At 41.2% G+C, this 15810-nt stretch carries 11 protein-coding genes; all 11 read right to left on the reverse strand.

The genetic code is table 11. The features are described 5' to 3' along the window. Nucleotides 1-107 precede the first annotated feature (107 nt). On the reverse strand, nucleotides 108-1829 hold the full coding sequence (gene ilvD / locus HMPREF2697_RS04655; protein WP_002887027.1) for a dihydroxy-acid dehydratase: 1722 nt from the start codon (nucleotides 1827-1829) through the stop codon (nucleotides 108-110). Nucleotides 1830-1998: 169 nt separating this feature from the next. Continuing rightward, on the reverse strand, nucleotides 1999-3666 hold the full coding sequence (locus HMPREF2697_RS04660; protein WP_014632536.1) for a DAK2 domain-containing protein: 1668 nt from the start codon (nucleotides 3664-3666) through the stop codon (nucleotides 1999-2001). Next, nucleotides 3666-4031: an Asp23/Gls24 family envelope stress response protein gene (locus HMPREF2697_RS04665; protein WP_002885694.1), complete on the reverse strand. Its 366-nt coding sequence runs from the start codon at nucleotides 4029-4031 to the stop codon at nucleotides 3666-3668. The genes HMPREF2697_RS04660 and HMPREF2697_RS04665 overlap by 1 nt, the downstream gene beginning before the upstream one ends. 111 nt (nucleotides 4032-4142) lie before the next feature. After that, nucleotides 4143-5429: an MATE family efflux transporter gene (locus HMPREF2697_RS04670; protein WP_070849792.1), complete on the reverse strand. Its 1287-nt coding sequence runs from the start codon at nucleotides 5427-5429 to the stop codon at nucleotides 4143-4145. Nucleotides 5430-5489: 60 nt separating this feature from the next. After that, a complete protein-coding gene (gene thrC / locus HMPREF2697_RS04675) occupies nucleotides 5490-6974 on the reverse strand; it encodes a threonine synthase (RefSeq protein WP_013991276.1) in 1485 nt (494 codons plus the stop codon). Between the two features lie 159 nt (nucleotides 6975-7133). Next, nucleotides 7134-8111, reverse strand: a complete 978-nt coding sequence (locus HMPREF2697_RS04680; RefSeq protein WP_014632533.1) for a hypothetical protein — start codon at nucleotides 8109-8111, stop codon at nucleotides 7134-7136. Nucleotides 8112-8136: 25 nt separating this feature from the next. Further along, nucleotides 8137-8982, reverse strand: a complete 846-nt coding sequence (locus HMPREF2697_RS04685; protein ID WP_070849795.1) for a hypothetical protein — start codon at nucleotides 8980-8982, stop codon at nucleotides 8137-8139. Nucleotides 8983-9143: 161 nt separating this feature from the next. Continuing rightward, nucleotides 9144-11741, reverse strand: coding sequence for a bifunctional acetaldehyde-CoA/alcohol dehydrogenase (adhE, locus tag HMPREF2697_RS04690; RefSeq protein ID WP_002887036.1), 2598 nt, complete (start codon nucleotides 11739-11741; stop codon nucleotides 9144-9146). 140 nt (nucleotides 11742-11881) lie between these two features. Next, a complete protein-coding gene (locus HMPREF2697_RS04695; RefSeq protein ID WP_013991278.1) occupies nucleotides 11882-13777 on the reverse strand; it encodes a M13 family metallopeptidase in 1896 nt (631 codons plus the stop codon). 81 nt (nucleotides 13778-13858) lie between these two features. Continuing rightward, nucleotides 13859-15484, reverse strand: a complete 1626-nt coding sequence (gene treC, locus HMPREF2697_RS04700; protein WP_070849797.1) for an alpha,alpha-phosphotrehalase — start codon at nucleotides 15482-15484, stop codon at nucleotides 13859-13861. Between the two features lie 54 nt (nucleotides 15485-15538). Then, nucleotides 15539-15810: PTS sugar transporter subunit IIA (locus HMPREF2697_RS04705; protein ID WP_083319678.1), on the reverse strand; the 272-nt coding region annotated here is incomplete at its 5' end.

Genomic DNA, 15810 nt, shown 5'->3' on the forward strand with positions numbered 1-15810 from the left:
TTCGAATTGTCTAAAAATTCAAAACCTTGTATACTATGATAACATTTTTAACCAAATTTGCAAGGGTTTCAGAGAAAAATATCACAAACTCTTCGGAAAGAATGTTCTTAGTTTTTTTCTTGTGCTTGACGTTCTGCTTTACGTTCTTCGAATTCTTCGTCACTCATCAAAGTTCCGCCGACATTGGCTGATTTAGCAAAGGCTGTATAGCGACGCAACCAACCACTTGAAATTTTTGATTTGAAAGGTTTCAAATGTTTGCGACGTTCTTCAAGGGTTACATCATCGACAAGCAGATCAAGAGTACGGTTTGGAAGATCAATCACGATTTCATCGCCATCTTCGATTAGGGCGATATTACCACCTTCTGCTGCTTCTGGAGAAACGTGACCAATAGCAATACCACGAGTAGCTCCTGAGAAACGGCCATCCGTAATCAGTGCCACATCCTTACCAAGACCGCGTCCGACAATCTTAGAAGTTGGTGCCAACATTTCTGGCATACCAGGACCACCCTGAGGACCTTCGTATCGAATGACAACGACATGTCCCTTCTTAACTGTTCCATTGTCAATCAACTCAAGGGCTTGATCTTGTGAATCACAACAAATAGCTTTACCGCGGAAAGTTTTAACAGATGGATCTACACCACCAACCTTGATAACAGCTCCATCCTGAGCAATATTTCCGTAAAGAATAGACAAACCACCAACTGGTGAAATAGGATGCTCAATCGGATGGATAATTTCTTCATTTTTGATTTCAGCACCAGCTACATTTTCTTTCAAGGTTTTACCAGTAACTGTAATACGATCACCCTTAATGGCTCCCTTTTTAATCAACTGATTGATAATGGCTGGAACACCACCAGCTTCATGCACATCATGCATGGTGTAAACACTTGAAGGGGCAATTTTAGAGAGATAAGGTGTCTTCTTGGCAATTTCGTTAATGTCCTTAAGGTCATAGTCAATACCAGCCTCACGCGCAATAGCAAGGGTATGAAGGACAGTATTGGTTGAACCACCCATGGCCATATCAAGAGCAAACGCATCATCGATAGCTTCTTTGGTCACAATATCACGTGGGCGAACATTATTTTTGATGTTATCCATCAATTTTGTGGCTGCTTGACGAACCAATTCACGACGTTCATCTGAAACAGCTAAGATAGTCCCGTTACCTGGAAGGGCAAGACCCAAAACTTCCATCAAACAGTTCATTGAGTTAGCGGTAAACATCCCTGAACATGAACCACAAGTTGGACAAGCATTTTTCTCCAAATAATCGAGCTCTTCCTTGCTCATATCTCCAGCCTGATAGGTACCTACAGCTTCAAACAAACTTGATAGCGTCGCTTGATGACCAGTCATATCAACGCCACCCTTCATAGGGCCACCAGAACAAAATACTGCTGGCACATTAGTACGCATGGCTGCCAAAATCATCCCTGGCGTAATCTTATCACAGTTAGGAATATAGAAAACCCCGTCAAACCAGTGAGCATTAATAACTGTTTCTGCAGAATCGGCAATCAATTCACGAGATGGAAGACTGTAACGCATCCCAATATGCCCCATGGCAATCCCATCGTCCACACCAATGGTATTAAACTCAAAAGGAATACCGCCAGCCTCACGGATGGCTTCCTTGGCAATATCTGCTAATTCACGCAAGTGAACATGCCCTGGAACAATATCAATATAAGAGTTACAAATAGCAATGAAGGGCTTTTGCATATCCTTGGCAGATTTAACTTGCCCAGTCGCATACAAAAGTCCGCGTGCTGGTGCCTTATCAACACCAACTTTGATCATATCACTTCTCATGATGTTACCTTCAATCTATAAAATTTCTTACAACATATGTTACCACTTTGGAAAGTAATGTCAAGGAATTTTCAGAATATTTCTGTAATTTCGAAAAGATGTCCCAGCCGTATCAAAACTGACAAAACAAAAAGGAAGCTCTAAGACTTCCTAAATGATTATTTCAATATTATTCAACACTAAAGAGGTATGGATAAACTGGTTGGTCTCCTTGGAAGATTTCAACTTCGATACCTTCGTGAGCCTCTTCCAATTTTTCCGCAAGTGCTTGAGCTTGTTCTTGATTACCTTCTTCGCCGACATAAATCATAACAATTTCACTGTCTTCGTCAATCATCTTGTCAAAAGTGTCAAGAAGGGCTTGATCCATATCTGGTGTAGACACAAGGATCTTACCATCAACCATACCAAGGATATCATTTTCATGAATCTCAAGTCCGTCAATAGTTGTGTCACGTACCGCCAAGGTCACGCTACCACTTGTTACATCTGAAAGACTAGCTGTCATAGCTTCAACATTCGCTTCGATACTTTGGCTAGGATCAAAAGCAAGCAAGCTTGTAAAGCCTTGTGGTACTGTACGCGTTTCAACAACTGCCGCATTGACATCTACTACTTCAGCAGCTGATTGTGCTGCCATAAAGATGTTTTTATTGTTTGGCAAGATGATAACATTCTTAGCATTAACCTGCTCAATAGCCTTAACAATATCTTCTGTTGATGGGTTCATTGTTTGACCACCTGAAATCACATAGTCAACACCTTGTGATTTGAAGATATCTGCAAGCCCATCTCCAGCAACAACTGCAATAAGAGCAAAGTCTTTAGGAGCAGAAGGTGCAGCTTGGATAGCTTCTTCTTTTTGAACTTGTGCATCGTGTTGGTTACGCATGTTGTCAACCTTAACTTTGACAAGAGCCCCATATTTAAGACCTTCTTGCATGACAAGACCTGGATCCTCAGTGTGGACGTGAACTTTGACAATTTCATCGTCATTAACAACAAGGAGAGAATCCCCAAGGTTGCTCAAGTAATTTTGGAACTCTTCATAGTCAAAGTCCTTCACATAAGTTGGACCTTGTTTGAGACCAATCATGATTTCCGTACAGTAACCAAAAGTAATGTCTTCTGTTGCAACATGACCAGCAACTGACTTATGATGTTCTGCATTGATCATCTCTGTCATCGTAGCAGGTGTCGCTTGGAAGTCCTCTGAAGCGATATACTCACCTGTGAGGGCTGACAAGAAACCTTCATAAATGAAGACCAAACCTTGACCACCTGAGTCTACCACACCAACTTCTTTCAAAACTGGAAGCATCTCTGGTGTCTTAGCCAAGGCAGCCTTAGCTCCATCGAGAGCTGCACGCATAACCTCAACAGCATCATTTGTAGATTCAGCTTTCTTAATCGCTGCTGAAGCTGCACCACGTGATACTGTAAGGATTGTTCCTTCAACAGGTTTCATAACAGCTTTATAAGCAACTTCAACCCCTGCTTGGAAGGCATGAGCTAGATCTTGGCCGTCAAGTTCCGTTTTGTCCTTGATACTTTGACCAAATCCACGGAACAATTGTGAGGTGATAACACCTGAGTTACCACGGGCACCCATCAAAAGACCTTTAGACAAAATCTGACCAACTTCACCAACTGTTGAAGCTGATTGATCTGCGACAGCTTTAGCTCCGTTATCCATAGTCATTCCCATGTTTGTTCCAGTATCTCCATCTGGTACTGGGAAGACATTGAGTGAATTCACATATTCTGCTTGCTTACCTAGACGTGTTGCTGCCGCTTGGACCATCTCCTGAAGCAAGCTTGTTGTAATTTTAGACACTAGTTTTCTCCTACGACTTTAATATTTTGAACGTAAACATTTACTGTTTCAGCCTTGATACCGAGTTGATTCTCAAGATTAAATTTCACACGTTCTTGAATATTTTTTGAAACCTCACTAATCTTAACACCGTAACTCATAACAGTGTAGACATCAACAGTGATACCTGCATCAGTAGATTTCACGACAACTCCTTTTGCGTAGTTTTCTTTTCCAAGAAGTGCTTGAAAATTATCTCGGATAGCACTCTTACTTGCCATACCGACAACGCCAAAAATTTCTGTTGCTGAACCGCCAACTACTGTTGCGATGACATCATCTGACAATTCGATTTGACCATCTTTTGTATTGATTTTTACAGTCATAATTACTACCTCAAAAAGTTTTTATCAGCTTATTTTACCATATTCGAGCCTACTTGTAAAAAATAAGAAGAAGATACCCTTTGAATAAGAGTATCTCCTCAGTATTTATCCTTAAAACTTTCTCTTTACGAGATAACGACGGTACATCACGTAGAGGAAGATCGCACGCCATACATTATCAACAACGGTTGCAATCCAGACTCCGGCAAGACCCAGTCCTAGACTCACCCCAAGGAAGTATCCTGAGAAAATTCGGATAATCCACATCCCAATAGTCGTCGCATAGAAAGGCATCTTAGCCTTACCCAGACCTTGCCAAACTGCTGTGTAGACTAGAGTCCCCGAAGTCACAGGATTCCCAAGGAAAGAATAAAGAATAACTACCTGACTAGCCGCAATAGCTGCTTTATTATCTGTAAAGAGACCCGATAATCCTTGGCCAAAGAGCAAGATACTCCCTGAAACCAGAACCATCAAGAAGATGGAAATCCAATAAGACTCTCGTATAATACGCTTCATCTGCGTCTTATCCCCTCGACCCAGACTATTGGCAACCAAGATAACCGTAGCCGTTGCGACTCCCATACCAGGCATATAGTTAAACTGGGTGAGGTTTTCACCAATGGCGTTACCACCGACAACGGCTGTACCAAAGGTAACAATAATAGCCACGATGACCACATCTCCAGCACGCATCATCAGTCGTTCACCTGCTGCTGGCAGGGCAATCCCCAACAACTCTCTATTAAAAGGTTTTGTAATTTCAAGCTGCTTCACATCCAGTTTCATCGCTTGCCAGAGTATCACTGTCCCAACCAGACGAGAGAAAACCGTAGCTGTTGCGACCCCAATAATCCCCCAATGTCCCACAAAGATGGCTAAAGAAGATAAAATAGCATTAAGAACATTGGTCAAAAGACTGACAACCATGGAAATACGAGGTCGTCCCTTGGCTCGTAGGATGTTACCAAAAGTAGTCATCAAGGCTAAGAAGACCACTCCTCCACCGACAAGAGCAAGGTAGAGACTACCAGCCTGAGTCACAGATTGCTCAGTACCTAAAAGATTAAGAATGGCCCCACCACCAAAAATGGAAAGTAGACCAAGGATGAGACTAAGAGCAAGGGTAATAATAATAGCATCCCAAGTGTCTCGGTTAGTCGCTTTTTCATCACCTTTTCCTAGACTTCTAGCAATGACACTGGCACTTGAGGCTCCTAGAGCAATGAAGATAGCTTGGTAAATCGTAATGATATTATTGGCTACGGAAACCCCCGATATAGCGATAATACCCACCTGAGCCACTAGGTAAGAATCGACAACCCCCATCAACATTTGTAGAAGGTTTTCGGCCATAGCAGGCAAGGCTATGTTTAGAATTTTCTTTGTTTCTGTCATAATATTCTTTTCTATATTGATAAAAATAGGGCTGATTTCTCAGCTCCTATTTTTTTATTCTTATACACCAAGATAGCTTTCAACTGCTTTTTGCATATCAGCTGCCGCAACAACTGTTTTATGGCGAACTTCTGCATGTTCAAGTCCATCTACAGCAGCTGGGATAGCTACACCTGAAAGTTGGTGCAAATCTTCTACTGCTTTGAAATCATCCCCACTATCTTTACCAGTGACAGCTGAAACAGCCACACGTGGGAATTTGTATGGGCTAGCTGTTGAAGCGATAACTGTTGGTGTGTAGTCATCTGTCTTTTGAACATATGCTTCGTAAACAGCTGAGGCAACTGCTGTATGAGGATCTTCGATATACTTGTCTTCATCATAGACACGCTTGATTTCAGCAGCTGTTTCATCCTCAGTTGCAAAACCTGCTGCAAACAAATCAAGAATATCTTTATCTGCATCAGCCAAAGTATACTCACCCTTAGTCACAAGTGCATCCATAAGCTCTTTAGTCTTAGTAGCATCATTACCAAGAAGGTGGAAAATCAAGCGTTCCAAGTTAGAAGATACCAAGATATCCATAGAAGGGCTTGTTGTTACCTTGAAGTCACGTTTCTTGTCATAAGTACCTGTTGCGAAGAAGTCTGTAAGGACGTTATTTTCATTAGAAGCACAGATTAATTTGCCAACTGGAACACCAATCTGACGTGCATAATAAGCCGCCAAGATATTACCAAAGTTTCCTGTTGGTACTGTGAAGTTCACCTTATCTCCGTTTTGGATATGACCTGCCTTAACCAACTGTGCATAGGCATATACATAGTAAACCACTTGCGGTACCAAACGACCAACGTTCATTGAGTTAGCTGATGAGAATTGCGTATGATGAGCCAACAATTTCTCACGCAAATCAACATCATTAAACATACGTTTCACATCTGTTTGAGCATCATCAAAGTTACCATCAATGGCAATAACGTGAGTATTAGCTCCTGTTTGAGTGGTCATTTGCAATTCTTGGATTTTTGAAACACCGTCTTTTGGATAAAAGACAATGATTTCAGTTCCAGGAACATCTGCAAAACCAGCCATGGCAGCCTTACCAGTGTCACCTGATGTCGCTGTCAAGATGACAATCTTATTATCAACACCTTGCTTTTTAGCTGATGTTGTTAGCAAGTATGGCAAGATTGAAAGGGCCATATCTTTGAAAGCGATAGTAGAACCATGGAAAAGTTCAAGGTTGTAGTGGTTCTTAAGTTTAACTACTGGTGCAATGGCAGCTGTATCAAACTTGTCATCATAAGCATTTGTGATACAGTAATCCAATTCCTCTTCAGTAAAATCATCCAAGAAAGCTGACAAGACCAATTTAGCAACTTCTTGATAAGAAGCGTCTTTCAATTGATCAAAGTCCAAAGCAACCTCAGGCGTTGACAACGGTGTGAACAAGCCACCATCTGTTGCCAAACCTTGAAGAATAGCTTGACTAGCTGTTACTTTATTATTTTCGTCACGTGTTGATTGGTATACAAGTGTCATGGTAAATCCTCTTTTTAGATAGTCTGTGGCTCTATTGTAGCATAATTGTCAGAATATTTCTACACGTATTGTGACTTGTGAGAAAATCATTCGGATATCACCCTATTTTCTCCTCTCAAAGACATGAAAAAATCCGGAATAGCTATTCCGGATGTCATCTTAAAATTTATCTTTGGTGTCATTCTTAGTTGAGAAAGTAATATCTTTTGATTTGCCATCACCACTAAGCGTTACTTTCTTATCTTTTTTAGTCACTTTTAGCTCTTGGCCTTTTTTCACATTGAGACCATCAATATCAACGTCTTTGTTGACAGAAGTAACAGTCATCTTATGTCCCAAGCGACTAACCTTCCCTTTGAAAAGGGTTGTCGTTGTTTCGCCTGTCTTCGAATCATACTTTTGACCGCTGTCTTTTGCAGCTTTTTCAAGAGCTTCATCAAGTTCTTTTTCTATAGTTTCCTCACTATAATAGTTTTCAAAGGAATCTCCATAGAAGGCTTTAAATAAATCTCCAAAGGCTGAGAAGGACTTCTGAACCCTCTCACGATAATCCTTGATGTAAGTTTTCTTGTCAAAAGTATAGCCAGCAGTCACCTTCGCATTACTACCTTTTACCTTCATGGTTACAGCAGTATCTGTAAAGTACTTTTCAAGCTCCTTACTATCCAAGTCTGTCAAACTTTCAGACATGCTTGAACTATACTCTCTACCTAGAGAACTACTGTACCATTTGCCATCAATATTACCTGTCACATAACGGTAAGTCATAAAGCCACCGATACATAAGAAGACGAGGACTACCGCTGACAAAACTGAGACTAGGATGCGTTTTTTCTTTTTGGGATCCATTGGTTTTTTAGGAGCCAAATTTGCCATAGCTGCTTGTCCTTCTGGAAAAGCAACCATAGAAGGTGCTGTTGTTGTTACCGCTGGTGCCGTTTCTGTTGGTAGAGGACTAGTGCTTGTCTCGACGATTTCTGCCTCAACCTTAATAGGTTCAGTAGTAGCTGTATCTTCAGCTTTAGCTGGTGCTTCATTAACAAACTCTCCAGCTTTCAAAGCATCCGCCATTTCCTGAACACTCGGCTTACGTCCGTTTACCGTCTCAAAATAGTCCAACCATTCTGCTCTTGTCATTTATATTCCCCTTTAATTTCCTTTTTTATTTATTTTTTGTAAAACTAATGTCACCGAATTCACTGTGTGCCTTGATAGTAAAGCCTTCATTGTTAGGCGTATAATCTAAGACATCACCTTTTTTAAAAGCATCTGAATCTCCAGCCTTATCCACAGTGATTGTTTGCTCCCAACGGTTAATATCTCCCGTAAAAGCAGTTGTTGTGACACGACCGGTTTTGGCATCGTAGGTATAGCTCTTTGGAAGTTCTTTCTTCACTGTCTCATCAAACTGTTTATAGTAGTCTTTTTCTGACAATGAATAACTATCAAAAACCTCCGAGAACTCCTCACCGTACTGACCTTTCAATTCAGTAACTCTACTCTGGTAAGCCTGATAAAGACCTTTACGATTGTAAACAAAGCTCACTTTTAAGTGAGCCTTATTGTCAGTAATACTCATTGCTGTATTGATATCGGTGATAAGATTTTGACCTTGTGGTAAAGCATTACTAACTTTATTCTTAGTATTAGCAGTATCTTTCAGAGTGGCTAACATTTTCTCACTAAAGGTTGGGCTTGTCCAATTGCCCTCAATGCTTGCGGCTCGATAACGGTATCCCATCACGAGACAAACGATCAAAAGTATGGTGAGTATCGCTGCAATCACACCTGATACCATCCCCACAATATTCTTTGAGGTTACTGGCTCCTTTGATTCTTTTACTTGTTGACTAGGATTGAATTGAACACTCACCATCCTATCAGCATTAAACTCTTTAAACTTATTAGTCGCTCTATTCCCTTCCATGAGAGCCCCCGATGGTCCCATTTTATGAGGCTTAAGAGGGTGTGCTGTTTCACCCAAGCTAAGCCCTTCTTCTTTTGTCATAGGAATCTCCTTATCTTGCTGTAAGGTTATTATAACAATTCTTAAAGCGTTTTTCTATCTTATTCAAGAAAGTCCTTTATTTTTAATTTGGATAAACACTCTAATTATAGAAGATTCCTGGCAAAAAAAGTAGCCCTTATAGAGCTACTTTAGTCTATCACTTACCCTTTATAATCAAAGGCAATTTCGATAATTTCTTTCAATTCTGAAATAAGCGGTTCTTTCGGATTAGCTGTTGTACATTGGTCTTCATAAGCATGTTCGGCCAAAGTATAGGCAGTGTCTTGAAGAAGTTTCTTAGTGACACCTTGTCCCTTCCAGTTCATGTCAATACCAACGGCAATACCTAATTCATATACTTTTTGTGCCAAAAGTTCAACCAATTCAGCATCTGATTGTTTGTCAGTACCCCATCCCATGAAACGAGCAATATCAGCATAATCCTTGTCTGCACGGAAGTAGTCATATTTAGGGAACATGGCGTGTTTTTGAGGATCACGACCATTGTAGCGGATAACGTGAGGTAGAAGAATTGCATTGGTACGTCCGTGTGGAATATTGTACATTGGACCAATCTTATGTGCTAATGAGTGACTAATACCAAGGAAGGCATTGGCAAAGGCCATACCAGCCATTGTTGACGCATTATGCATTTTTTCACGTGATTCTTCATCACCAAAACGGTAAGAATGTTCAAGATTTTCAAAAACAAGTTTAATCGCTTGAAGTGAAAGTCCGCGTGTATAGTCGCTAGCCATGACTGATACATAAGATTCAATAGCGTGAGTCAAAACGTCCATACCTGTATCTGCCGTAACGCTGGCAGGTACACTCATAACCAAAGCAGGGTCGACGATAGCAATATCCGGAGTCAAAGCGTAATCTGCCAATGGATACTTGATATGAGTTTCACTATCAGTGATAACCGCAAATGACGTTACTTCTGAACCCGTACCTGAAGTTGTAGGGATACAGATAAATGTGGTCTTTTCAGCATATGGAATCTTATAGGTACGTTTACGAATATCTAAGAATTTTTGTTTAGCACCGAAAAAGCTTACATCTGGGTGTTCAAAGAACATCCACATAGCCTTAGCCGCATCCATTGCAGAACCACCACCAAGGGCAATAATGACATCTGGTTGGAAGTCTACAAAGCGTTCCAAGCCTTTATAAACCGTATTCGTAGATGGGTTAGGCTCAACATCTGAGAAAACTTCAATCATTGGATCGTGACGGTTGAGTTCCAATTGGCGTTTAACCAAGGCAGCGTAGCCAAACTGAACCATACCTGGATCACAGACCAACATTACACGCTTAGCTTTGATATGACGCAGATATGTTATTGAGTCTTTTTCAAAGAAGATTTTTGGTGGGACGCGAAACCATTGCATATTATTGCGACGCTTTGACAATGTTTTTACGTTAAGAAGGTCAAATGAACTAACATTGTGAGAGATTGAGTTGTGTCCGTATGAGCCACAACCAAGAGTCAATGATGGGATCATGTTATTGTAGATATTACCGATACCACCTTCAGCTGATGGGCTATTTACCAAGACACGGCAGGCTTTCATGCGAATACCATATTGGAGTTGGAGCTCTTCATTTTCAGTGTGGATAACAGCTGTGTGTCCGAGACCACCCAAATTGAGCATACCTTCTGCTTTTTTGAATCCATCTTCAACGCCATCAGATTTGATAAGGGCAAGTACTGGAGACAATTTTTCCAAGGCAAGTGGGTGTTCCATTGTTGCATCTGGAATTTCTGCCAAAAGCAATTTTGTACCTGCAGGAACTTTAAGACCAGCTTTTTCAGCGATTTCAATAGCTGAGTGACCTACAATGGCACCATTTACAGCTGTACGCGCTTCATTAAGAACGACTTTTTCCAATTTAGCAATGTCGGCTTTTTTAGAAATGATGACACATTGATGTGCTTCAAATTCAGCCTTAACTTCGTCATAAATAGCTGCATCAACGATAGCTGCTTGTTCAGAAGCACAAATCATACCATTGTCAAAACTCTTTGAAAGAATGATATCGTTGACAGCACGTTTAACTTTAGCATCTGCCGCAATATAGGCAGGTACATTCCCAGCTCCTACACCAAGTGCTGGTTTACCAGTTGAGTAAGCTGCTTTAACCATACCAGGTCCACCAGTCGCAAGTACTGTGGCAATCTTAGGATGGTTCATCAAGAGACCAGTCGCTTCGATAGATGGCTCTTCAATCCACTGAATACAGTTCTTAGGTGCACCAGCTTCAATAGCAGCATCACGAACAATGCGCGCAGCTTCTGCTGATGATTTTTGAGCTGATGGGTGGAAGGCAAATACAATTGAGTTACGTGTTTTCAACGCAATCAAAGCTTTGAAAATAGTAGTAGATGTTGGATTTGTTGTTGGAGTTACCCCACAGATAACACCTACCGGCTCAGCGATAGAGACCAAACCTTGCTCTTTATCTTCAGCAATAACACCGACTGTCTTGTCATTTTTGATGCTATTCCAAATGTATTCAGAAGCATACATATTTTTTATAGCTTTGTCTTCATAAATACCACGACCTGTTTCGTCAACAGCCAATTTTGCAAGATACATGTGTTTATCAAGCGCTGCGATTGCTGCATGGTGAACAATGTGGTCCACTTGCTCCTGTGTAAAGTCAGCCATTTCATTGAGGGCTTCAACCCCCTTTATTGCCAATTCATCAATTACTGTTTGAATATCTTTAGTTTGTTTAATTTCTTTAGTCATATAAAACTCCTTTTAAGCACTTGTTAAAAAAATCACAAGCTTTTGAACAATATTATTATAGCTCTTTATTCAATTTTTGTAAACCCTTACAACGACAAAAATAAAGAAATCCATCCATTTTAGGACAGATTTCATCATTATTACCAAATAATCACACGATCTTCTGGGGCACGCCACATGCCGTCGCCTTCTTTAACGTCAAATTCCTTGTGGAATTCGTCGAAGTTTGGTAGCTGAACATTAGTACGGAGTTTTCCTGGTGCGTGGACATCGACACTTGCAAGGAGTTGCATGTACTCTGTCCGGGCTTTCATGCGCCAGATGCGAGCAAAGTTGGTGAAGAATTCTTCTGCGGAGAAATCTGCCTCTTTCTTAGCGGCTTCAAGGGCTGCAGCGATGCCTCCAAGATCCGCTACGTTTTCAGAGACGGTCAATTTCCCGTTAATCTTAGCACCATAAGAGTCTTGGCCTTCAAACTGATCGATGACTTTTTGCGTGCGAGCGGTAAAGGCTTCGTAATCTTCTGGTTTCCACCAGTCCTTCAAGCTACCATTCTCATCAAAGGAAGCTCCATTGGTGTCAAAGGCGTGTGAAATTTCATGGGCAATGACTGCACCGATTCCGCCGTAGTTAGCTGATGACGATTGGTGAAGATCATAGAAAGGTGACTGCAAAATTGCTGCTGGGAATACAATTTGGTTTTGTTGCGGATCATAGTAGGCATTGACCATATTTGCTGGCATATGCCATTCACTTCGATCAACTGGTTGGTTCCACTTACTCCAGCTATGAGCAATTGAAATTTCGTAGAGAGCTTGAGCATTTTCAACCAAGGTTTTGCTCTCGTCGATAATCTTCTTGGCATAAGTTTCTGGTAACTTTTCAGGGTAACCGATATGAGGTGTGATGACATTAAGTTTGACAATGGCTTTTTCACGAGTCTCAGGAGCGAGCCAGTCTGCTTTTTCCAGACGATCCTTGTAGACTTCAATCATGGTCGCTACTTTATGCTCTACGTCTGCTTTCGCTTCTGGTGAGAATTTTTCACCCGCATACCAGAGTCCAAGCGCTTGGCTATATGGTACTTCTGCTAATGACAAGGCTGCTTTTTCTTTGGAACGAGGTTCTGGAACACCTGCAATCGTACGACTATATTCACCAGCCAAGACACGGATTTCTTCAGTCAAAAATAGAGTCCAAGAAAGAGCTGCGCCGAGTTTCAATGCAGCATGAAGGGTCTCCCAGTTGGCTGCTGAGTAGAATGTTGGTGCGAATTCCTTCCAGTAACGCTCTTCTGGCACGATGATTTTATCTGGAGTTTGTCCGATCACTTCTGTAAAGAAGGCATCGAGTGGCAATTCTGGGACCAAGGCCTTGAAATCCGCCCACTCATAGGGATGGTAGAGTTTGTTATACTCTGATTTTTCTTCGTTCGACAAGACATATTTGGCCAATTCTGCATCCCCTGCAATGACCTTATCCAGGATATCTTTGATTTCTTCCTCTGAGAAATCAAATTTTGCCAAGAGTTTTTCCATCATTTGGCGCCAGATAGCTAGTAATTCTGGACCTTTTTCGTTACCTTCTTCATAGTAGGTCGTATCTGGCAAGATGAGAGCCGGTGCTTCTCCCCACAAGACATTCATTTGGGCATTCATAAAGTCTGGTGACACGCTAAATGGCAAGAGATTTGGTTTGCCAGCTAGTTCATAGGTGCCTAACTTGCTGGTATAGTCTTCAAAAGAAGACAAGGCCTTGATTTCATTGATCAAGGGCATGACTGGTGCTACACCAGCTGCTTCTCTTGCATCAAAATCTGCCACCATCTTATGGTATTTGACAAAGTTTTGGAGAATACTGTCTTCGGGCAATTCTTCACCTCGTTGCCATTTTCCAGTGATATCCAACATCAAGTTTTCGATATCTTGGTCCAAATCCATAAAACCACCGGTTGAAGGCTTATCATCAGGAATTACAGCGGTCTCCGCCCATTTTCCATTGACGTAATCATAAAAATCATCTTGTAAGCGTGTCATTACACTTCCTCCATCAACATTAAAAGTGCTTTCATTATAACAAAATTCCCCAGCAAAAGCATTTACTGAGGGAAGTTTGGCTTATTTTACTAAGATTGCTAGGGTTTGATAAGGCTTAAGACTTACCTTTTCAGCAAGCTCTGCATCGTCATAGTTTGATAAGAGCACGCCCCCTGACTGGTATTCTGCTGGAATCTCCACTTCAGCTTCACTTCCATAGAAATTATTGAGTACCAAGAGTTTTTGACCATCTAAATGACGTTCAAAGGCGTAGACTTGTTGACTATCTTCAAATGCTGGCTGATAGCTGCCTTCTGAAATGATAGGCATTTCTTTACGCAAGCGAATCAATTCTTTATAGAATTTAAAGATTGGTCCGTCGATTTCATTTTCAACGTTGATGTCTTTGTAAGATTTACCAGCTTTCAACCATGGAGTGCCTGTTGAAAAACCTGCATTTTCAGAAGCATCCCATTGCATTGGCGTACGTGAATTATCACGTGACTTAGCTTGGATAATCTTAAAGGCTTGCTCAGGAGACTTACCTTGATCCAAAAGCATCTGGTAGGCATTGATGGATTCGACATCCACATAATCTGCCATAGAATCATAATCTGGATCAATCATGCCAATCTCTTCACCCATGTAGATATAAGGTGTCCCACGTGACAAATGAATGCTAGCTGCGAGCATAGTCGCTCCTTCATTACGGAAGTTCTTGATATCTACAAAGCGATTCAAGGCACGAGGTTGGTCATGGTTATTCCAGAAAAGGGCTCTCCAACCACCACGTTCACTCATTTCCTTGCCCCAAGTATGATAGAGACGCTTGAGCTCTTCAAAATCAAATGGAGTAATGGTCCATTTTTGACCATCTTCATAGTCGACTTTAAGATGATGGAAGTTAAAGGCCATAGACAACTCGTGACGCTCCGGTGCTGAATACAGAACACAGTTGTCAATGGTTGTCGATGACATCTCTCCAACTGTCATAAAGCTATCATCAGAACCAAAGGTCGCTTCATTCATCATACGAAGATAGTCATGGACAATTGGTTTATCCGTATAAGCTGGTTTCCCTTCATTTTCAGGGCAATCTACCAAGACCTCATCTTTCCCAATCAAATTGATTACATCGAAACGGAAACCTTTGACTCCCTTGTCACGCCAGAAGTTGACCACCTTGAACAACTCCTTGCGGACATTGGGATTTCGCCAATTGAGGTCTGCCTGTGTTTCATCAAAGAGGTGAAGATAGTATTTCCCTGTATCTCCAAAAGGAGCCCAGGCAGAACCACCAAATTTAGACAACCAATCAGTTGGTTGGTCCTGGATGAAGAAGAAATCTTGATAGTACTTGTCTCCAGCAAGAGCCTTTTGGAACCACTCATGCTCCGTTGAGCAATGGTTAAGCACCATGTCTAGCATGAAATCAATCTTGTGCTCTTTCCCGACACGGACCATTTCTTCAAAGTCAGCCATATCCCCAAAGACAGGGTTGACGGCTGTGTAGTCTGAAATATCGTAACCATTGTCACGTTGTGGGCTTGGATAGAAAGGATTGAGCCAAACCATATCCACGCCCAACTCTGCTAGATAAGGAATCTTTTCAATGATCCCTCTGAAATCACCGATTCCATTTCCTGTCGTGTCCTTATATGATTTTGGATAAATTTGGTATACAACCTTTGTTTTATCTAATGCCATTTATTTAACCTCTTTTTTATCAAAGGGTGGACCGTAACGTTTCCACCCCTTAGCTTATTTTGTTCGATGAGCAATCATGAGAACTTCACCACATTTGATATCACGTGGAAGATCCCCTTCAACATCTGCTTGGAAATCATCTTGATTTGTAATGATTACTGGAGTCTCAGTGACCAAACCAGCTTCTTTGATAACATCCATATCAAAGCTAATCAATTGTTGACCAACAACAACTTTATCACCTTGTTCAACATGAGCCTCAAACCCTTTTCCGTCAAGGCTAACCGTATCCATACCAATGTGCATTAGCATTTCAACACCTTTTT

It is taken from the genome of Streptococcus sp. HMSC064D12 (genome assembly GCF_001837205.1).
Taxonomy (GTDB): Bacteria; Bacillota; Bacilli; order Lactobacillales; family Streptococcaceae; genus Streptococcus; species Streptococcus salivarius_D.